The 20,036-nt window shown below is 41.7% G+C and carries 18 protein-coding genes; 17 read left to right on the forward strand and 1 reads right to left on the reverse strand.

What is annotated here, in order from left to right; genetic code table 11:
- Window positions 1-147 precede the first annotated feature (147 nt).
- The 8 genes from HMPREF9429_RS04620 to HMPREF9429_RS04655 all read left to right on the forward strand — a co-directional run bounded on the left by HMPREF9429_RS04620 (window position 148) and on the right by HMPREF9429_RS04655 (window position 7,406).
- Window positions 148-1,398, forward strand: coding sequence for a PIG-L family deacetylase (locus HMPREF9429_RS04620; RefSeq protein WP_006942034.1), 1,251 nt, complete (start codon window positions 148-150; stop codon window positions 1,396-1,398).
- A 237-nt stretch (window positions 1,399-1,635) separates the two neighbouring features.
- Window positions 1,636-2,613, forward strand: a complete 978-nt coding sequence (locus HMPREF9429_RS04625; RefSeq protein WP_006942035.1) for a glycosyltransferase family protein — start codon at window positions 1,636-1,638, stop codon at window positions 2,611-2,613.
- A gap of 18 nt (window positions 2,614-2,631) precedes the next feature.
- A complete protein-coding gene (rfbA, locus tag HMPREF9429_RS04630; RefSeq protein WP_040773826.1) occupies window positions 2,632-3,510 on the forward strand; it encodes a glucose-1-phosphate thymidylyltransferase RfbA in 879 nt (292 codons plus the stop codon).
- Window positions 3,511-3,522: 12 nt separating this feature from the next.
- Window positions 3,523-4,101, forward strand: coding sequence for a dTDP-4-dehydrorhamnose 3,5-epimerase (rfbC, locus tag HMPREF9429_RS04635; RefSeq protein WP_006942039.1), 579 nt, complete (start codon window positions 3,523-3,525; stop codon window positions 4,099-4,101).
- Between the two features lie 11 nt (window positions 4,102-4,112).
- The gene (rfbB, locus tag HMPREF9429_RS04640; RefSeq protein WP_006942043.1) at window positions 4,113-5,114 is read left to right on the forward strand and encodes a dTDP-glucose 4,6-dehydratase; all 1,002 of its coding nucleotides are present in this window, start codon (window positions 4,113-4,115) and stop codon (window positions 5,112-5,114) included.
- A gap of 2 nt (window positions 5,115-5,116) precedes the next feature.
- Complete coding sequence (locus HMPREF9429_RS04645; RefSeq protein WP_198005682.1) at window positions 5,117-5,599, forward strand: GNAT family N-acetyltransferase; 483 nt, start codon at window positions 5,117-5,119, stop codon at window positions 5,597-5,599.
- 14 nt (window positions 5,600-5,613) lie between these two features.
- Complete coding sequence (locus tag HMPREF9429_RS04650; protein WP_006942046.1) at window positions 5,614-6,753, forward strand: DegT/DnrJ/EryC1/StrS family aminotransferase; 1,140 nt, start codon at window positions 5,614-5,616, stop codon at window positions 6,751-6,753.
- A gap of 11 nt (window positions 6,754-6,764) precedes the next feature.
- Window positions 6,765-7,406 (forward strand): CatB-related O-acetyltransferase, encoded by a 642-nt coding sequence (locus tag HMPREF9429_RS04655; RefSeq protein WP_006942047.1) that lies wholly within the window; start codon window positions 6,765-6,767, stop codon window positions 7,404-7,406.
- A gap of 674 nt (window positions 7,407-8,080) precedes the next feature.
- Here the strand turns inward: HMPREF9429_RS04655 and HMPREF9429_RS04665 are convergent.
- Window positions 8,081-9,082, reverse strand: a complete 1,002-nt coding sequence (locus tag HMPREF9429_RS04665; protein ID WP_040773829.1) for a DUF535 family protein — start codon at window positions 9,080-9,082, stop codon at window positions 8,081-8,083.
- Between the two features lie 192 nt (window positions 9,083-9,274).
- Here HMPREF9429_RS04665 and HMPREF9429_RS04670 point away from each other — a divergent pair, with 192 nt between their 5' ends.
- From HMPREF9429_RS04670 to gltX, 9 genes are all read left to right on the forward strand, one after another.
- Window positions 9,275-9,742, forward strand: coding sequence for a CtsR family transcriptional regulator (locus HMPREF9429_RS04670; RefSeq protein ID WP_006942051.1), 468 nt, complete (start codon window positions 9,275-9,277; stop codon window positions 9,740-9,742).
- A gap of 13 nt (window positions 9,743-9,755) precedes the next feature.
- Window positions 9,756-10,265 (forward strand): UvrB/UvrC motif-containing protein, encoded by a 510-nt coding sequence (locus HMPREF9429_RS04675; protein WP_006942052.1) that lies wholly within the window; start codon window positions 9,756-9,758, stop codon window positions 10,263-10,265.
- Complete coding sequence (locus HMPREF9429_RS04680; protein WP_040773831.1) at window positions 10,258-11,322, forward strand: hypothetical protein; 1,065 nt, start codon at window positions 10,258-10,260, stop codon at window positions 11,320-11,322. The genes HMPREF9429_RS04675 and HMPREF9429_RS04680 overlap by 8 nt, the downstream gene beginning before the upstream one ends.
- Before the next feature lie 29 nt (window positions 11,323-11,351).
- Complete coding sequence (locus tag HMPREF9429_RS04685; RefSeq protein WP_006942054.1) at window positions 11,352-13,781, forward strand: ATP-dependent Clp protease ATP-binding subunit; 2,430 nt, start codon at window positions 11,352-11,354, stop codon at window positions 13,779-13,781.
- Between the two features lie 9 nt (window positions 13,782-13,790).
- Window positions 13,791-15,158, forward strand: a complete 1,368-nt coding sequence (gene radA / locus HMPREF9429_RS04690) for a DNA repair protein RadA (RefSeq protein WP_006942055.1) — start codon at window positions 13,791-13,793, stop codon at window positions 15,156-15,158.
- A gap of 46 nt (window positions 15,159-15,204) precedes the next feature.
- Window positions 15,205-15,720: a cysteine hydrolase family protein gene (locus HMPREF9429_RS04695; protein WP_006942056.1), complete on the forward strand. Its 516-nt coding sequence runs from the start codon at window positions 15,205-15,207 to the stop codon at window positions 15,718-15,720.
- Between the two features lie 264 nt (window positions 15,721-15,984).
- The gene (locus HMPREF9429_RS04700; RefSeq protein WP_006942057.1) at window positions 15,985-17,157 is read left to right on the forward strand and encodes a PIN/TRAM domain-containing protein; all 1,173 of its coding nucleotides are present in this window, start codon (window positions 15,985-15,987) and stop codon (window positions 17,155-17,157) included.
- A gap of 6 nt (window positions 17,158-17,163) precedes the next feature.
- Window positions 17,164-18,354 carry a 2-C-methyl-D-erythritol 4-phosphate cytidylyltransferase gene (gene ispD / locus HMPREF9429_RS04705; protein ID WP_006942058.1) on the forward strand — a complete coding sequence of 397 codons (1,191 nt, stop codon included), beginning with the start codon at window positions 17,164-17,166 and terminating at the stop codon, window positions 18,352-18,354.
- Window positions 18,355-18,367: 13 nt separating this feature from the next.
- Window positions 18,368-19,831 (forward strand): glutamate--tRNA ligase, encoded by a 1,464-nt coding sequence (gene gltX / locus HMPREF9429_RS04710; protein WP_006942059.1) that lies wholly within the window; start codon window positions 18,368-18,370, stop codon window positions 19,829-19,831.
- Window positions 19,832-20,036 lie beyond the last annotated feature (205 nt).

Raw genomic sequence — 20,036 nt, forward strand, 5'->3', positions numbered from 1 at the left:
GGGGCTAAAGACCTTTTTGAATGATGCGTATTAAAGGATGAAATGGGGCCTCGATTAAATAGTGATTTTATATATAGTCGTTGATATTTGAAATATAAGTTCTTGGTAAAATGAATGTGGTTTTAATAGTGGTGGGGGGGAAGTTATATGGGAGATATGAGTCAATTGGATATATCGAGCAGCTTTTCCTATAGAGGGTTCTTCGGTGGGAAAAAATTATTGGTAATAGTGCCTCATCAAGATGATGAGATTAATGTTGGTGGTAGCACTATTATTGGGGCAACTGAGGAAGGGGTAGAAGTTTTCTTAGCATTCATGACGAATGGTGATTGTGATTATGAAGTACCTTTTCGAAATAATGAAGCTTTAAATGCTGGCAGATATCTTAATGTGCCACCAGAAAATATTTATTTTTTAGACTATCCGGATTGTGGATTTCCTACTTTATCTGTATACGAACATAAAAATGCTGTTTTTAATTATAGAAATCGTAAAATCTCCTGGGGAATTTTATTGAACGATATTGAGCAATTAATTTTAAAGGTACAGCCTGATGCTATCATTTGCACAGGATTCGATTCACATCGAGACCATAGACAATGTGAAGAGGCTGTTTTGACCGCTATGCGAAAATTATGGGCTGGTGGGAGTAAGGTTAGATTGTATAGTACATTTGCTTACGGCAATGCCTATGAATCCATTAATGATTGGCGGGGAATTCATTGGTATTCCTCTGTTATGAATCCGAAAGCATGTCCAAAAGGGTATTCGACACCCAGCAAAAATTTAACTTGGAACGAGCGAGTACGTATTCCGGTACCTCAGTCCTGTAGAAATCATGTGCTAATTGAGAATCCTCTATATCAAGCATTGGGAGCCCATGAATCCCAAGCCGCATACCGACGTGGCATGAAATTGATTAATAGTGATCAGGTTTATTGGTATAGGGGACCTCATGCCGATGATCCTGGCGATAAATATATACAAATTTTATTCAATGGAAATTTCGCATATGATTGGGTAGTTTATAAAGGTGAAAAATATCCTGAGATTTCTATCTATTTAGGAAATTCTATGGAAGGCAAAGTGCTGCTATCCAAAGATACAAGAGTTGCTTGGCATTGTAACAATTTGCCGATGAAGAGTTGTAGTTGCATGGAAATCTTCAACTTTATGAATAAAAATAATGTAGATACAGTGGTATTAAAATGTGAGTTGCGGACTAATCCCAAGGTATATAGTGAAAGTATATTGCGGCGTGGAACACTCAGTGATTGGTTTGGTCACGTAGTCTTTGTTATTAAAGATTGGTTAAGATATAGGCGAGACCACTATAGAAGAAGAGAACGGTATAGGCAGATACAGAAATTGAAACGGCCTTTTAGATATGAGTCCTAATAGAGCATATTGGTTATTGGTTTCTGAATAATGATGTTTGAGCTAAGGGGATAGGGGAATAAAGGCGAAGATTAGAATTAGAAGGTATTGGATTGCTTTTTACAGAGATGTAGCCCAATAAACGTTTATGATAGCATAGTTTCGATAAGTCTATAATCAAAGGTATGGCAGTTCAGAAATAAAATTGGCATATTTGTTATATTTTATGTGGAGTGGGTGATATGTATGAATGTCTGTATGGTTACTACCCATCAAAATTTCGGCATATTTTCTGATAGTATGATTGCTGCAAACACACAACTGGGCAATAATACCGATATGTTTAAGTTGGATTACAGTAAATCCGCGCAAGAAGAACGGAAGCGACTCTTAACAGTAATTGAAGATAAAAAAATAGATGTTGTGTTATTTCTTAATGATTTTAGATTTCCGGATAAAACATTTTTTATCGATGAAACGATAGCTGAAAAAATAGACTGTCGTCTATGGGTTTGGGATACTATGCATGAGATGAGTGATTTAGGAGCACATATTCATTTATATTCTCAAATCTATTCATTTGAGATTAATGACATCATACAATTGGAGAAATACTATTCCGTTAGGGGAACATATTTGCCTCTGTTTGCCGGACCTTCGTTTTATGCATCTCCTCGCACATCTGAAGATAGGCAGGATATTGATATATTCTTTATTGGTACGATTGCCGGCATACCCAAACGCTTAGATATATTGGAAACGGTAGCTAAATTGGCTTGTGAAAAGAACTATAACATGCTTGTATTAGGCCGTATTTGGCATAGTCACCACTGGTATCAGCGGCTTATAGGAAAGTTAAAGTTTAAGCATAAATATCCCTATCTATCTAAGTTTGTTAAAAATAAGGTTCTTGCGCCTCACGATGTTATTAAGTATTACAAGCGTTCTAAGATTAATCTTAATATTCACTTAGAAGGGCATAGTTGTTATAATTGTCGGACTTTTGAAATTATGGGAAACGATAACTTTGTACTTAGTGATAGACGAAATAAATGTGATTTGGAATTAGAAGAAAGAAGACATTTTGATTGTTATGAGGACAATCGAGAATTAATTGATAAAATTCAGTATTACTTGGAACATGAGTACGAGCGCAATGAGATTGCTAAGGCTGGTGGAGTAATTGTTCGAGGAAAATACAATTTAGTTAGTTCATTAAAGCATATCTTTTCGTAGAGTTTTAGGGAGGTTAGTGTGAAGGGCATTATTTTAGCCGGTGGTTCGGGAACGCGATTGTATCCATTAACATTGGTGACATCTAAGCAGTTATTGCCTGTTTATGATAAACCGATGATTTTCTATCCTTTGTCTATATTGATGCTTGCGGGTATTAAAGATATTTTAATTATATCGACTCCACAAGACTTGCCTAATTTTGAACGACTATTAGGCAATGGTTTACGGTACGGCATTAATTTACAATATGAGGTACAACCTTCTCCTGATGGATTGGTCCAAGCTTTTATTATTGGAGAAACATTTATTAATGGTGATTCATGTGCCATGATTTTGGGAGATAACATATTCTACGGAGCCGGTATGAGAATGCAGTTGTTAGAAGCTGCACAAGTAAAAAGCGGAGCTACTGTATTTGGTTATCATGTAGAAGATCCTGAACGGTTTGGTGTCGTTGAATTTGATGAAAGCGGATTAGTAAAGTCTATTGAAGAGAAACCTGAATATCCTAAATCAAATTATGCGGTAACGGGATTATATTTCTATGATAAAGACGTTTGCGAATTGGCTAAAAAGGTAACACCATCGGAACGAGGGGAATTAGAAATTACTGATTTAAATAAGATGTATTTAGAACGTGGAGACTTACGCGTAAAAATATTGGGGCGTGGATATTCTTGGTTAGATACGGGAACAGTAGATTCTCTTAGCGATGCGTCTGAATTTGTTCGTGTTATTCAAACTCGATCTGGTATTGAAATCTCCGCGTTAGAAGAAATTGCTTATCGTAACAATTGGATTAGTAAAGAACAATTACTAGAGAGTGCAAAGTTATATGGTAAATCTCCATATGGTAAACATTTACGGCGTGTAGCAGAAGGGCAAATACAAGGATAGGAGTTATGTAGTATGGGAATTAAAGTTACAGAAACAGGTATACCGGGTCTTGTGATCATTGAGCCACAAGTCTTTGGTGATCATCGAGGCTTCTTTATGGAATCATGGAATAAGCGCACTATGGAGACGGCTGGTTTATTTTATAATTTCGTACAAGATAATCATTCATCATCTACTGTAAAAGGTACATTGCGTGGTATTCACTTTCAATATGGGGATAAGGCGCAAGCTAAACTAGTACGATGTGTCCGTGGTGCTGTGCTCGATGTGGCAGTTGATCTTCGTAAGGATAGTCCCACATATAAGCAATGGTATGGTATTGAACTTAGTGAAGAAAATCAAAAACAATTTCTAATTCCTCGTGGCTTTGGACATGGGTTTGTAACACTAACAGATCATGTTGGGTTTATGTATAAAGCAGATAACTATTACGCACCGGACGCAGATGGAGGTATTCGATGGAATGACCCTACATTGGCTATTAATTGGGGTATAGAAAATCCTATTCTATCTGAGAAGGATAATAAATCACCATTCTTTGATGAATTAGAGAATAAGATATCCTTTACAATGGCTGATAGTAAGCAATAGGATGTGAGTATATGAATATTATTGTGACCGGCGGTGCTGGATTTATCGGTGGTAATTTTGTACATATGATGGTAGCTAAATACCCACAGGACCATATCATATGCGTTGATGTGCTAACCTATGCAGGTAATTTAGAAACTTTAGAACCTATAAAAGATACGTCTAATTTCACTTTTATGAAGGCAGATATTGCAGATAGACAGACTATATATGAGATTTTTGAACAATATAAGCCGGATATAGTTATTAATTTTGCAGCCGAATCTCATGTAGATAGAAGCATTGAGAATCCCGAAGCATTTTTACGTACGAATATTATGGGGACTGCTGTATTAATGGATGCATGTCGTAAATATGGTATTCAACGGTATCATCAAGTCTCTACAGATGAAGTGTATGGCGATTTGCCACTAGATCGACCGGACTTATTCTTTACAGAAGAGACACCGATTCATACATCGAGCCCATACTCATCATCTAAGGCGGCTGCTGATTTATTAGTGTTGGCATACCATAGAACGTACGGCTTACCGGTAACAATCTCTCGTTGTTCGAATAACTATGGACCATATCATTTTCCCGAAAAATTGATTCCATTGATGATTATTAATGCTTTCAATAATAAAAAATTACCCGTATATGGGGATGGAAAGAATGTACGTGATTGGTTATATGTAAAGGATCATTGTGAAGCTATCGACTTGATTATTAGAAAAGGCCGAGTGGGTGAGGTTTATAATATTGGAGGTCATAATGAACGTGCTAATATTGATGTAGTAAAAACAATCTTATCTACATTGGGAAAAGATGAATCTTTAATTACTTATGTTATAGACCGACCGGGGCATGACCAACGTTATGCTATTGATCCTACTAAAATCAATAATGAATTAGGGTGGTTGCCTAAAACATCTTTTGATGAAGGAATAAAGAAAACCATTCAGTGGTATATGGATAATCAAGATTGGTGGGAACATATTATTAGTGGGGAATATAAATGTTGTGTAATATAGCTATGAATGATAGTATTTATATAAGAGAATTGCTTAAAGATGATATAGAATTTTTACATGTTTTACGAAATAGGAGTGTTAATCGTAAAAATTTTATCTATCAAAAGGAAATTTCTTATGAAAGTCAACAGATATGGTTTGATTCATATTTAAAAAACTTTCAAGATTATATGTATTCTGTAGTTCGTAAAAGTGATGATAGTATAATTGGCTTTGCTGCTATTTATGATATCAATAATAATGAGGCTGAATTTGGTCGACTTATAGTTGATAAAGATAAATATAATCAACCTGGCTTAGGTAAATTTATTTTAAAATATTTGATTAATGTTGCTAGAGATAAATTTCATTTACAAAAGTTAAAGTTAGAAGTTTTTGCTGATAATATTCCAGCACTAAAAATATATGAACAGTGTGGATTTATAGAATATGATAGAGCTAGTTTAGATAATAGAATTCTTATAAAAATGAAATTATATCTATAAAGGAGTATATCGTTATGACGATTCAAGTATTAAAACCTAAATATCATGTAGAGGAATGTTTAAATGAAATCAGAGAGTGTCTAGAGATTGGTTGGACTGGTCTTGGTTTTAAAACAGTAGAATTTGAAAATAAATGGAAAGAATATACTGGTCATGAGAATGCTCATTTCTTAAATTCTGCTACTGTTGGTTTACATTTAGCAGTAGAAATTTTAAAAAAAGAAAATGGTTGGGAAAATGGTGATGAGATTATAACAACACCAATTACTTTTGTATCTACGAATCATGCTGTTTTATATGAAAAATTAGTACCTCGTTTTGCTGATGTAGATGAATACCTTTGCTTAGATCCTGAGGATGTAAAACGTAAAATTAATGATAAAACTAGAGCTGTTATTTTCGTTGGTTATGGTGGACGTGTTGGTCAATTAGATAAAATTATTGAAATTTGTAAAGAACATAATCTGAAGTTAATACTCGATGCGGCTCATATGGCAGGTACTCGCGTGAATGGACAAATGCCAGGTACTTGGGATGGTGTAGATGTGGCTGTTTATTCATTCCAAGCTGTTAAAAATCTACCAACTGCTGATAGTGGTATGATTTGTTTCCAAAATAAAAAATATGATGAAATTTGCCGTAAATTGACTTGGTTAGGTATTAATAAGGATACGTATGCACGTAATAGTGGTACGAAAGGCTCTTATAAATGGCAATATGATGTAGAGTACCTTGGCTATAAAGATCATGGCAATTCTATTATGGCTGCTATTGGCTTAGTAGAGCTTAAATATTTGGATGAAACAAATGAATATCGTCGTGCATTAGCTAGATGCTATGATGAAATGTTTAAAAATGAGCCTAAAATTCAAATCATTGGTACACCATACGCAGATGAATGTTCTTATCATATTTATGAGATTGCAGTAGATAATCGAGATGGTTTACTTGAATATTTACAAGAAAATGATATTTACCCAGGTGTTCACTATCGTGATAATACAGAGTATGAAATGTATTCTTATGATAATGGTAAATGTCCTAATGCGCATAGAATGTCTAATAGAATTATTACAATGCCACTTCATATGTATTTAACAAAAGATGATGTGAAAATGATTGCTAATAAAGTTATTGAATTTGTGAATAGATAAATAAGGAAATCATGAGTGAGTTAGTAGATAAATACGGGATTACTGAATGGGAAAAAATTTATTTAGACGGAATACGTAAAATTAGAGGAACAAGTAATCCTCCAGAATGGTTATATAAACATTCTAGAAAGAAATATGGATGGAAAGATAATTTAGCTAGATATTGGTTTGATAAATATATAGGAATACCAATAGGAAAATTTACTTATGGATATCGTTCTTTTAAGGAGCGAGAGATGCATTCAATAGGTAGTTTTTGTTCTATTGGTATTGACCAACACCTTGTTCAAAATGGTCATAATATTAATTATGTAAGTACTTATGGAGTCTTTCTTGACTATAAGAAAGATATGCCAGATGCGGATAGAAGCATTAGAATTGGTAATGATGTATGGATTGGAGCTCATAGTATTATTAGAAGCGGTGTTATTATCGGTGATGGTGCTGTTATAGGAGCAGGTAGTGTCATAACAAAGAACGTAGCACCATATACAGTTGTTGTAGGTGGTAATCGAGTTATAAAACAACGATTTTCTGATAATGAAGTGGAAGATTTATTATCTATAAAATGGTGGAAATGGGATGATAGTAAAATCTTTGAAAGTATGCAGTATTGGTCTAATATTAAGAATTTTATAGCACGATATAAGTAAAATATTCAATTAGCGTTATAGGACATTTCGTGTTGGTTTTAGTGGCGATGAAGATAGATTTTATCGGTTCTATAATAAATGTGGTTCTATAATAAATGTTGGGGTCAGCACCTAATAGGTGCTGACCCCAACATTATTTTTTTTGTAAAACAAAAGCATATGAGGTTCGCATGCTTTACAATAAAAGTGTCCAAGCCCTAAAGAAAGGATGCGATCTCATATGCCTACTATTAATTATATACAACCCTTCTTCAATATTAAAGGGAAATTTATTGCCAATTCCTACAAAATAGATAATTCATTAGTTTATAAAGTGATACCTCCTGCTACGGAGCATACCTGTCCTCATTATGGGCATGCTACGAAATACATAAAGTTTACCAAAAGGTCACTGCAAATACAGGTAATATTCGCAGCATACATATTTGTGCTAAATACAAATAGCCTAGATAGTATGGCTCTGAATGTACTCCGTTATTTTCAGCAAACATCCTTTTTAGACCAAGATGTAAGTAGCTAGATATACCCTCGATTGCTGAACTATTTCAGCTATTACATTAAAGGGAAAACTATACAAATATTATTTGTGCCTGCCATGTTCTCTTAAACGCTGTGCTATGTTTGATTTCTATAAATACTGGTGGGTCAGATACTCACCAGTATTTATAGAAAAGTTACCCTCTCGGAGCTTCGATGGGGTCATAATCGGCCGGTTTATCCGTAATCGAAGCCGGGTCTACGGCTGACGGTACGGGTGTAAATTCCGGTCGAAAGAGTCTTTTTATAGCTTCTATGTAAGTAGGTATGATGGTGTCCATCAATAAGTAACGCTTGCGGAAAAGGTTGCGTTTTTGCGACTTGATTTCACTGTATGTGCGCCTTTTTTCTTCAATCGGTAAGGCCCAATACATTTTTTCGTCTGATACGGAGAAGGCACCTTCATCTTTCCAGAAATCGTTGAAGTTCGTCTTTTTTGAACGGTTTCCTCGCAGAAGATGGCTATTGGTATAAAAACCTTCATCCGTAATGACATATAAATTTTTCATTCCCAAGGTTTGTGTGAAGATACGTAATAAGTAGAGAATGAAATTCTTCGGCCTGTACCCGAAGAGTTTCTTCGTCAACACCTTTGTCAGCGCCAAGCCTTCTTTAGAACCTTGAAGAGTACCTACATACAAGGAAGGAACTCCGCTCTTATTATAGTCGAAGCGGAAGTTAAAATGGTAAATCATTTCGTTCTCATAATACAGATATAAGGATAAGAACCCTTCTTTTCGTTGTCCCGTATCGAAGATGAGGCGACAGACGAGGGGCAGTTCCGGATCGGGAGATTCCCAGAGTGTGTAGCCCTTGCCCCAATACAGTTCGTGAATAACCTCATCCGTAAACATGGTACGGAGAATATCGAAATGATGTTCCAAGGCGGTCAGGCGTTCCCGCATGGTCGAGTTTTTATAAAGGAAAACTCGGGTCATACTCTCTTGGAAATCAATGTCTTTTTCAGTAAAGAACCCCTTCATAGGTTCGTATGAATCGAAGTAGTCATAGAACTCTCTAAACAGGTCTTTGTGCATAATACTGATGCAAAAGAAGGAAAAAGCCCGCTTTTGTTCACGGAAATTGCGCGGCCTGTAGATAGCTTTTGACAAGTTCCAAAAGTAGGATGTACTTAACATGAGTGCCTCCCTCAATACAGTGTCGAACGTAGGTATATAACTTATTTATTATAAAAAGAAGGACTATATACTGTCAATCATCCCGGATTAGTCGGGGTATTCTTCTTGTAAAAAGTCAAAAAGTCTAATATAATAATTGTAAGGTCAAAGCGTATGAAAAGGACCTCTCAGATGTATTTATGAGGTGATAATATGAGTGTATTAGCCGATAAAATAGAAAAGTTTATTTTACATAAGTTATTGGAAGAAGAGGAAGAAAATATAGTTCTTCGCCGTAATGAATTGGCAGATGAGTTGGAATGCGCGCCTTCGCAAATCAGTTATGTTTTGAGCACGCGCTTTTCCAATGATAAAGGCTTTATCGTCGAATCGAGAAGGGGATCCGGCGGTTTCGTACGCATTGTGCGGTTGCAAAAGCGAAAAAAACATGACCGCACGCCTGTTACTTTATCGGAACGACGCCCTGCCGTCAGCATTTCTATGGAAGATCTGGACGGCCTGCTGTTTAAATTATTAAAACATAAGGCAGTAACAAATAGGGAGGCCATTATGTTGCATCAGACTTTTAAATCTTTATTTGAAGAACTTGATGACGAAGCACAACGCATGGCTGTTATTACGCGTATTTTAAAAAGTCTTGAGCTCGTACCCAAGGGATAAGGGGAGGCTTTACATGCTCTGTGATAGTTGTAAAAAGGCCGATGCGGTCGTACATCTTACTAAAATAGAAAACGGTAAGCGGACGGAATTACATTTGTGTGCCGCCTGTGCCGAAAAAGAAGGGATCCTCATAAACGGTAAGGATATTGAGGCATGGGGAAATAATTTTTTCGGCAAAACAGCAACCGGTGACGATGAAATTACGATAACCTCGGAAGTTACTTGCCCGGAATGCGGCATGACTTTTGCCGACTTCAATCGCACGGGCCTATTCGGGTGTTCAGCGTGTTATACCGCTTTTTCTGAAGAAATACAACCCGTTTTGAGGAGGATTCATGGTCATGTGCGTCATGTAGGAAAGGTTCCTGTTTGCGGTACGGAGGTATTTCGGACAAAGGCCCATATAAAGAAACTGCGCCGGGAATTAAAGCTCATGGTGGCTCAAGAAAACTACGAAGAGGCTGCGCGGATTCGAGATGAAATCAAAGCTTTGAGCTTCGAAGGCGGTGAAGATCGTGTTTAATGAGTATATACGGTCTCTCGTCTTGCCGTGGCAGGAAAGTCGAGGTACGGATGACGATGTCGTCTTGGATAGTCGTATCCGGTTGGCACGTAATATGAAGAATCGAGCCTTTCCCGAACGGGCATCGGCAGAAGATAAGGCTGTTGTATGTGAGGCGGCACGTGCTTGCATACCCGGGTTGAACGAATTGGGTAAAGGTCAATATGAAGCGTTATCCGTCAATGATATGAGCGATGAGAATCGTGATTTGGCGGCAGCACGCAGGATCATAACGCCTACTCTTGCAAAAAAAGGGGAAGGCAAGCTGTTATTTTTACGTCAAGATGCGGCAGCTTCTTTGGCGGTGAATGAAACGGATCATTTCGTTATCAATACGATTGTTTCAGGAAGCAATGTTCGCCAGGCTGCCGCGGAGGCTTTTGCCGTCGACAATGTGCTGGAAGGTCAACCGGAGTTGGCTTTTCATGAAGATTTCGGCTATTTGACATCCATGCCGGCCATGACCGGGACGGGACTTTTTATCGGCGTGAGTCTCCATTTGCCGGGGCTTATTGCAGCTAAAAAGTTGCGTCGAATTATGCAAGGGATTACGAAGTTCGGATTCGGCTTTTCGGGCGTATATTCAGGAAGAAGTACGCATGTAGGTAATGTTTTTCGAGTGGTCAATCAAATGACCTTGGGCATTTCGGAAGAAGACTTGCTGGACCGAGCGGAAACGGTTGTCGGTCATATTATTGAGGAAGAACGGGAATGCAGACGTGCCTTACGGGAAGAAAAGTCAGACCTTTTCTTCGATCGTCTGTACCGTAGCTACGGTGTATTGACTCAAGCCAGACTGATGGAACAGGAAGAAGCCCTCAATTTGTTGAGTGATTTTCGTCTGGCCGTAACGAGCGGTTTAATCGATGCCGATTTGCAAACCTATGCGGCTATGGTTACTGCTGTTGACTCCGCGTATGTAAGTCTGAGGCGATTCAATGATGAAGACCCAGAAGAAAAAGAAAGGGCTCGCTTATTGCGCAGTCTCATTAAAAAGTACGTACGGCGTGAGCCGTAACAGAAAGGTTTGAAAGGAGGGGGATGTGCATGGAACAACATTTTACACAACCTTCAAAACGCGTTCTCCGCTATGCTCGCGATGCGGCTCGCCGTATGGGACATAACTATGTGGGAACTGAACATATATTAATCGGACTGCTTTTGGAAAAAGAAGGAGAAGGCGGGAAAATCCTACGTCGACTGGGACTTACGGACGGCAATGTCATGCGAGTCATAGAAGGCGTAGTGGGAATCGGTACGGCAGTGACGGATAACCCTGTCTTAACGACCAAGACCCGCCTGGCCATGGAAGAGGCTTCGCGTGAGGCTGCCAAACAGTCGCGGCCCATTGAAACGGATATCATTCTTTGGGGATTATTGCAACAAGAAGACAGTATGGCCGTTCACGTATTGGAAAATATGGATATTGATACGGCCGGCATTATTGAAGAAATTGAAGAAAGAGTACCCGTTCGCCAAGGCGGTGAAGAAATCCCGGACACGGATACGAGAACTGAAAAAGAAAATCCTCTCGCCCTTTACGGGCGCGATTTAAATAAAGATGCGAAAGACGGCAAAATCGATCCCGTCATCGGCAGAGATAAGGAAATTGACAGGGTCATCCAAATTTTGTGCCGGCGTACGAAGAACAATCCGGTTCTTCTCGGATCACCCGGCGTAGGCAAAACAGCTGTAGCCGAAGGATTGGCGCAAAAAATTGCAGACGGCCATATTCCTAAGCCGTTGGCAGATAAACGTGTCATCTCCTTGAGCATGGCAAGTCTGGTTGCCGGCACTAAATATCGCGGCGAATTTGAAGAGCGGATCAAACAACTCTTGGAAGCGGTCAAAGAAGACTCATCGTTAATTTTGTTTATTGATGAATTGCATCAATTAATCGGTGCCGGTTCGGCTGAAGGGACTATGGATGCCGCCGACATCTTAAAGCCTGCCTTGGCCAGAGGTGAACTTCAGTGTATCGGTGCCACGACGACGGATGAATATCGCAAGTATATTGAAAAGGACTCGGCCTTGACTCGCCGATTCCAGCCGGTACGCGTAGAAGAACCGACGGAAGAAGAGGCTCTTTCTATTTTGCAGGGATTAAAAGGACCGTATGAAGACTTTCACCATGTTCACTTTACGGACGAAGCCTTGTCGGATGCGGTAAAACTGTCTGCTCGTTATATTGCTGACAGATATTTGCCCGATAAGGCTATTGATGTTATTGATGAAGCGGCTTCTAAGGTTCGCTTGGAACATGCCGCTTCTAACGGTGAATTAAAAGAAGCGGAAGACGAATTGGCACGAATTGAAAAGAAAAAAAGTGAACTTTCGGCAGCCGAAAAGTTTGAAGAGTGTGCCGCTTTGCGTGATAAGGCCAAAGAGATGGAAGAACGAATTCGTGAGTTAAAAGAAGCCCAAAAGGCAAAAGACCGACCTCAGGTTTTAAGCTCTCATATTGCCGATGTCGTTTCCGTCTGGTCGGGAGTGCCCGTACAAAAAATCGGTACGACTGAAGCGCAACGCCTTCTTAACTTGGAAGATGAGTTGCATAAACGGGTTATCGGGCAAGATGAAGCTGTTCGAGCTGTGGCTAAAGCCATGCGCCGTTCCGGAGCGGGTCTGAAAGATCCGAAGCGACCTGTCGGCTCTTTCCTTTTCCTGGGGCCCAGCGGCGTAGGTAAAACGGAGCTGGCACGTGCCTTGGCGGCCGGTCTTTTCGGTGATGAAGAGGCCATGATTCGCATCGATATGAGTGAATTTACGGAATCTCATGCCGTAGCACGACTCGTCGGTTCTCCGCCCGGTTATGTAGGGTACGATGAAGGGGGAGAGTTAACCGACAAAGTTAGAGAAAAACCGTATAGCGTCATCTTATTTGACGAAGTGGAAAAAGCGAGCCATAACTTCTTCAACCTTCTTTTACAAATCCTTGATGACGGTCGTTTAACGGATTCAAAGGGGCGAACTGTCGATTTCAGAAATACGGTTATTATTATGACCGGGAATCTGGGTGCTAATCGTTTGAAGTCCGAAGTGCCTACAATGGGCTTTAATGTCGGACACGAGTCGGAAGATGACAGGCTCCATGCCTTTGAAGGTGTAAAGAAGGATATTATGACGGATGTTCGCAAGTTCTTTAAACCCGAGTTCCTCAACCGATTGGATGAAATTCTGATCTTCAAACCTTTGACTAAAGACGACTTGCGTCATATTGTACGCCTCATGATTCACACCTTGGAAGATAAGGTAAAAGAAAAAGGGGTAGTCGTAGACGTGACGGAAAAGGCGACGGAGGTCCTGGTCGGAGAAGGAACCGACTTTGCATATGGGGCTCGCCCTTTACGGCGTGCCTTGCAAAAGCTCGTCGAAGACAAGCTGTCCGAGTATATGCTGGAAGGGACTTTAAAAGAAGGCATGAAGGTGTGCATTGACAGTAAAGACGGGAAAAAGATCGATTTTCAGATGATATAAGGAGTCGATATGGCAAAAATAAAGACCCGTTTCGTCTGCAACAATTGCGGCAGCGTTTCAACCCGATGGTTGGGGCGTTGCCCGCAGTGCGGCGAATGGAATACGCTCGTTGAAGAACAAACCGTTCCGCAAGCTCCTAAAGGGGTGGCTTCCTCGGTACGAAGCGAAGGCACGGAACCTGAGTTATTGAAGTCTGTACGTATGGAATTAATGAGTCGTTTGCAAACGGGAATTGACGAATTGGATACGGTTTTGGGCGGTGGCATTGTACCGGGGGCCTTGATTCTTCTGAGCGGTGACCCGGGTATCGGCAAGTCTACGTTGGTTTTGCAAACGGCAGCAGCCGTAAGTCGGGAAGCCGGTACGGTATTGTATGCATCAGGTGAAGAGTCGGCCGGACAAATTAAAATGAGAGCCGATCGTTTAAATATTAAAGTCGACGACCTCTTCGTGCAAGCCGATACCTATTTGGATTCGGTCTTAAAAGAAGCAAAGTCGAGAAATGTCGGACTGCTTATCATTGATTCTATTCAGACCATGTATACGAGTGACTGTGACGGGGCACCGGGGAGTCAGACTCAAGTTCGTGAAGGAACGAATAAGCTCATGAATTTTGCCAAGTCTACGGGCATTCCCGTCATCGTTATCGGACATGTTACCAAAGAAGGTGCCATTGCGGGCCCTCGACTAATGGAACATTTGGTGGATACGGTATTGTACTTGGAAGGGGAACGGCATTATCAGTTTCGCGTTCTTCGCAGCATGAAAAACCGTTTCGGATCGACTAATGAAACGGGGCTCTTTACCATGACCGAAGGCGGCTTGGAAGAACTGGTCAATCCATCGGCACTTTTACTGGCTGAGCGTTCGGCCGGTCAGGCCGGTTCTACTGTTGCCGCCGTCATGGACGGTATGCGGCCCCTTATGGGTGAGATTCAGGCCCTTACTTCACGTTCCGTTTTTGCCGTACCCAGGCGGACTGTTGTAGGTATGGATTATAATCGATTGATCTTGCTTTTAGCCGTGTTGGAAAAACGGGCGGGTATCAACCTATCGACTCAAGATGTATATATTAACGTGGCCGGCGGTTTGAAGATGTCCGAAACGGCAGCCGATCTTCCTGTGGCTCTGTCTGTCGTATCATCTTTTAGAGATCTGCCTGTTCATGCGGAAACGGTCGTCATGGGGGAAATCGGCCTGACAGGTGATATCAGACGGGTGCCTCATGCACGAAGACGCATTCAGGAAGCGGCTAAATTGGGATTTAAGCGGTTTATCATTCCCGAAGGCAACAGGGATGATATAGATGTAAAAAAGTATGATATTCTTTGCGTAAAGACGGTAAAAGAAGCGATTGAGAAAGCTTTTAAGATCTAGCAAAAAGGTGTAGCACGTAAGATACTAAAATACGGGAGATGGTCATATGAATAAGGTTGTAGTAGTTATCGACATGCAAAACGACTTCGTTGACGGAAGTCTGGGGACGGCGGAAGCCCAAAAGATAGTTCCGCACGTGAAGACCGAAGTTGAAGCGGCCCAAAAAGCCGGTGCATCTTTGGTTTTTACGATGGATACTCACGGTAAAAATTATCTGGAAACTCAGGAAGGAAAGAATCTGCCTGTCGAACACTGTATTCAAGGGACTAAGGGATGGCAGATTATCGACACCTTGCAGCCGTACGTGAAGTCGGCTGTGGCGGTTGTGGAAAAGCCGACCTTCGGCTCTAAGGACTTACCGGATCTTCTAGCCGATTATGATGAAATCGAGCTCATGGGACTCTGCACGGATATTTGTGTTGTTTCCAATGCTCTCATGCTGAAGGCCTTTTATCCTGAAAAATCTGTATCCGTTGTATCTTCCTGCTGTGCCGGAGTGACTCCCGAAAGTCATGAAGCGGCTTTAAAAACAATGCAAATGTGTCAAATAAAAATTTGCTGATTTTCGCAATAAGGGAAATAATCTGCGCATAGATAAAATAAGACAGCCTGAGCTGTCTTATTTTCGTATGAGAATATATTTTTTTATTAGCCGATGTGAATGGATTATAAGAAATCGGAATAATTGACCCCTTTGTATATGAATGTGTAAATAAAGAGTTTTTATAGGCTTTGTAACGACGGGTTACCTGGAAAGCGGCATGGATACATGATATAATTAAACAGTTTTAAAAGGTTAAGGATCATTTGCGGGAGGTGACGTAGTATGTCTGATGATCAACGTTCTTCCAATGCTGAACGGGAAACGGGTAAGGCACGTCGCGTAAAGGTGCATAAACTGGCCGATACGCTCATGCGTTGGCTCATTGTCCTCGTAGTGGCCATTATCTTTGTTGTATTGGCTGACGAAATCATTACGACGCCCTTTTTCAGTGCCGAGTTGGAAGGCGAGGCAACGGGATTTTTCAGTCTGACCGTGCTGACAGTTATTGCATACGTAGTCGGGGCTTTGGTCGGAGCCGTTGTCGGTTATATTTTATCTCACTTTATTTTGCGCCTCATTTGGGCGGCTATTCATCGTATCGAATTCAGTCTGGGATCTCTTTCGGGACAGGACCTTCTTGCCGGAACCGTGGGCTTGCTTATTGGACTTATAATTGCTAATTTAATCGGATTCGCCTTTGCCCGGCTCCCCATTATCGGGGCTTACGGTCCTATTGTTTTCAACCTTGTTTTCGGCTATGCCGGAATGAGCATTGCCGTACATAAAAAAGCGGAAGTGTCCGGCCTGTTGGCTAACTTTCGCTTAGGCAAACAAGCCAAGGAAAGATCTGTAAAAAAGACGGGAAGTACCAAGTTGTTGGATACGAGTTCCATCATTGACGGTCGAATTGCCGAGCTGTGTGCTACGGGATTTTTAGAAGGACCGCTCCTCGTGCCCGTCTTCGTGCTGGAAGAGCTTCAACTCATTGCCGACTCGGCGGACTTATTGAAACGGACTAAAGGTCGGCGCGGCTTGGATATTTTGAAACAAATGCAAGAGGACGGCCACGTAGATGTGCACATTATTAATGACGATTTTGATGACATTCAGGGCGTAGACTCAAAATTGGTGCGCCTCGGCCGTGATCTTAAGGCCAAGGTCATTACCAACGATTACAATCTGAATAAGGTAGCAGAATTACAAGGTGTCGTTGTTCTCAATATTAACGATTTGGCCAATGCTATGAAGCCGGCACGTGTTCCCGGCGAAGAAATGACCGTTCTTATCGTCAAGGCCGGTAAGGAAGAAAACCAAGGGATCGCTTACTTGGAGGACGGTACGATGATTGTCGTGGAAAATGGACAAAAGTATATCGGTATGTCCGTCCCCGTTACCGTAACTTCCGTATTGCAAACTTCGGCGGGACGTATGATTTTTGTCAAAGTATCTGATTAGAAACAGGTGGAGTACTTGAAAGTATCTGTTATTGTAGTTGCCGCCGGATCGGGACGGCGATTCGGCTATGAACGAAATAAACTTTTTTATCCCCTCTGCGGAAAAATCGTTTTAGAACATACGCTGACCAATCTCTTTGCGGCTAAGTACGTGTCCGAGACCGTTATTGTCGTGTCCGAACGGGATCGTAAAGACGTGGAAGCGGTGGTAAGGGCTTTGAAGCCGTCTATTCCCGTGAAATATGCCATCGGTGGTGCTGAGCGGGAAGATTCCGTATATAGCGGTCTCTTGCTGACTGCCGAGGATTGTGACATCGTCATGGTTCACGACGGGTCTCGCCCCATGGCCGGTCCCGAGTGGTTTGATAATGCCGTCTCCGTCATGGAGAGAGCTGATGCGGCCGTTTATGCCGTGCCTGTAAAGGATACGGTGAAACTTCGAGAAGATGCGGAGACGGCGGAACCTCAACGGCTGAAAACCTTGGACCGCAGCCGCCTTATTGCCGTGCAAACGCCGCAGATTTTTCGCCGTTCGGTCTTGAAGAAGGCTCATGAATATGCGAAAGAAAAGGGCTTCAGCGGCACAGATGATGCTTCGTTGGTCGAGGCCTGCGGTGTTCCCATTGTTGTATTAAACGGTGACGAGCGTAATCTCAAGGTAACAACACCCGACGATATTCCCGTTTTGGAGTTTTACTTAAACGGGTCGACGAAGCACTGTGTAGGTAGCGGCTATGACGTACACCGTCTTATAGCAGGTCGCAAACTTATTTTGGGAGGTGTTACGGTTCCTCACGGTAAGGGACTGGAAGGTCACTCCGATGCGGATGTGTTGGTTCATGCCGTCATGGATGCCCTCCTCGGGGCGGCGGGTCTTAAGGATATAGGCACGTACTTTCCCGATACGGATGCGGCCTACAAGGATGTGTCCAGTATTGCTCTTTTACGCAAGGTTAAGCAAATTCTTGTAGAAAACGGGTGTCGCATTATCAATGTGGATGCTACCTTGTTGGCTCAAGAGCCGAAGGTTAAACCTTATATTTCCCAAATGGTTCATAATATAGCTGTGGCTTTGGAAATGGATGAAAGTGATGTATCCGTTAAGGCCACGACGACGGAGCGACTCGGCTTCGTCGGTAATGAAGAGGGCATGGCGGCACAAGCGGCGGCTATGGTTCTCAAGTACAATGCAATTTAGGAGGAATTGATTCATGTCTAAGCAAGTTCGCGTACGTTTCGCTCCCAGCCCGACCGGGCCTTTTCATATAGGAGGTGCCCGTTCGGCACTCTTTAATTATCTTGTAGCCGCTCATAATGACGGAACTTTTGTCGTCCGCGTAGAAGATACGGATCAAAAGCGGTCTACGCGCGAATCGGAAGAAAACATAAAAGAAGCCCTCCACTGGTTGGGGATTAACTGGGATGAAGGCATTGATGTAGGCGGTGATCACGGACCGTATCGTCAAATGGAACGCCTTGATCTATATCGTCAATATACGGAAAAACTGTTGGCTGAAGGTAAAGCTTACTACTGCTTCTGTACACCCGAAGAGTTGGAAGCCGAAAAAGATGCACAAATGGCCAAGGGAGAAACGCCCGTTTACGGCGGCACGTGCAGTCATCTTTCGGAAGAACAGATAAAACAGTATCTGGCTGAAGGTAGACCGCATGTCATACGCATTAGAACGCCGAAGCACAAAACTTACGAAGTAGATGATATTGTGCGTGGCAAGGTGCCTTTTGATTCCGATAAAATCGGGGATTTCGTTATTGTTAAATCCGATGGGGTGCCGGTTTATAACTACTGTGTAGTCCTTGATGACGCCCTTATGGAAATTACCCATGTTATTCGGGCGGAAGAACACCTGTCCAACACACCGCGTCAGCTTGTTTTGTATGAAGCGCTGGGATTTGAACCTCCTAAGTTTGCTCATGTATCGCTTATTCTCGGTGCAGATAAGAAAAAGATGAGTAAACGTCACGGGGCCACATCCGTACAACAGTATCGGGATATGGGATACTTACCCGAAGCACTGTTTAACTTCCTGGCCTTGCTCGGATGGACACCTGACAGCGATAAGGAAATTTTCAGTAAAGAAGAACTGTGTAGCATGTTTACTCTTGATCGTGTGGCGAAAAACCCGGCAGTTTTCGATATTGAAAAACTTAATTGGATTAACTTCCAATATATGAAAGAATTGGACGGCCCTTCGTTAGTAACACTTTGCTTACCTCATTTACAGAAGGCCGGCTACGTGTCGGAAAACCCTGATGCGAACACCTTAACCTGGGTTGAAACTATGGTAACGGCTTTGCGTGAACACATTCAGTACGGTGCTCAAGTTACCGATGCGGCTAAAGTCTTCTTTACCGATGAATATGAACCGGAAAACGAAGAAACGGCAGACGTATTGAAAGAAGAAACGGCTCCTGCTGTTCTTACGGCCTTTTTGAAAGAGCTGGAGGCCTTGGACGAAGTTACGGCCGATACGGTTCAGCCTCTCTTCAAGAAGGTGCAAAAGGGGGTAGGCGTTAAAGGCAAGTTCGTGTACATGCCTATCCGCGTGGCTTTGACCGGTGTTATGCACGGTCCGGACCTGAACGTCATCATCGCTTTAATGGGACGTGAAAAAGTGGTACAGCGCTTGCGCCGCAGCGGACTTATTGCGGAATAAATCAAGGTAAAAAGGGAGTGTCTTTAGGAGATACTCCCTTTTAATTTTATCCAAGTATCCTATTGACAGGAAAGTGATAAGTCATATAATATTATGTATTATATATAGCTTTCTACGGAAAGTGTACAATGACGAAGACCGAAATGTGTTTATCCTTCGGCACTACAGAGAGACGAGGCGGTCGCTGAAAGCCTTGTCAGATTGC

This window comes from Megasphaera micronuciformis F0359 (assembly GCF_000165735.1).
Lineage (GTDB): Bacteria > Bacillota > Negativicutes > Veillonellales > Megasphaeraceae > Megasphaera > Megasphaera micronuciformis.

What these genes read in the sequence shown, in the direction of transcription:
- HMPREF9429_RS04655 (WP_006942047.1), top strand. Translation starts at nt 6,765, where the DNA reads ATGAGTGAGTTAGTAGATAAATACGGGATTACTGAATGGGAAAAAATT.
- radA (WP_006942055.1), top strand. Translation starts at nt 13,791, where the DNA reads ATGGCAAAAATAAAGACCCGTTTCGTCTGCAACAATTGCGGCAGCGTT.
- HMPREF9429_RS04695 (WP_006942056.1), top strand. Translation starts at nt 15,205, where the DNA reads ATGAATAAGGTTGTAGTAGTTATCGACATGCAAAACGACTTCGTTGAC.
- HMPREF9429_RS04645 (WP_198005682.1), top strand. Translation starts at nt 5,117, where the DNA reads ATGAATGATAGTATTTATATAAGAGAATTGCTTAAAGATGATATAGAA.
- HMPREF9429_RS04625 (WP_006942035.1), top strand. Translation starts at nt 1,636, where the DNA reads ATGGTTACTACCCATCAAAATTTCGGCATATTTTCTGATAGTATGATT.
- HMPREF9429_RS04700 (WP_006942057.1), top strand. Translation starts at nt 15,985, where the DNA reads ATGTCTGATGATCAACGTTCTTCCAATGCTGAACGGGAAACGGGTAAG.
- HMPREF9429_RS04670 (WP_006942051.1), top strand. Translation starts at nt 9,275, where the DNA reads ATGAGTGTATTAGCCGATAAAATAGAAAAGTTTATTTTACATAAGTTA.
- gltX (WP_006942059.1), top strand. Translation starts at nt 18,368, where the DNA reads ATGTCTAAGCAAGTTCGCGTACGTTTCGCTCCCAGCCCGACCGGGCCT.
- HMPREF9429_RS04665 (WP_040773829.1), bottom strand. Translation starts at nt 9,082, where the DNA reads ATGTTAAGTACATCCTACTTTTGGAACTTGTCAAAAGCTATCTACAGG.
- HMPREF9429_RS04650 (WP_006942046.1), top strand. Translation starts at nt 5,614, where the DNA reads ATGACGATTCAAGTATTAAAACCTAAATATCATGTAGAGGAATGTTTA.
- HMPREF9429_RS04620 (WP_006942034.1), top strand. Translation starts at nt 148, where the DNA reads ATGGGAGATATGAGTCAATTGGATATATCGAGCAGCTTTTCCTATAGA.
- rfbB (WP_006942043.1), top strand. Translation starts at nt 4,113, where the DNA reads ATGAATATTATTGTGACCGGCGGTGCTGGATTTATCGGTGGTAATTTT.
- HMPREF9429_RS04675 (WP_006942052.1), top strand. Translation starts at nt 9,756, where the DNA reads ATGCTCTGTGATAGTTGTAAAAAGGCCGATGCGGTCGTACATCTTACT.
- HMPREF9429_RS04685 (WP_006942054.1), top strand. Translation starts at nt 11,352, where the DNA reads ATGGAACAACATTTTACACAACCTTCAAAACGCGTTCTCCGCTATGCT.
- rfbC (WP_006942039.1), top strand. Translation starts at nt 3,523, where the DNA reads ATGGGAATTAAAGTTACAGAAACAGGTATACCGGGTCTTGTGATCATT.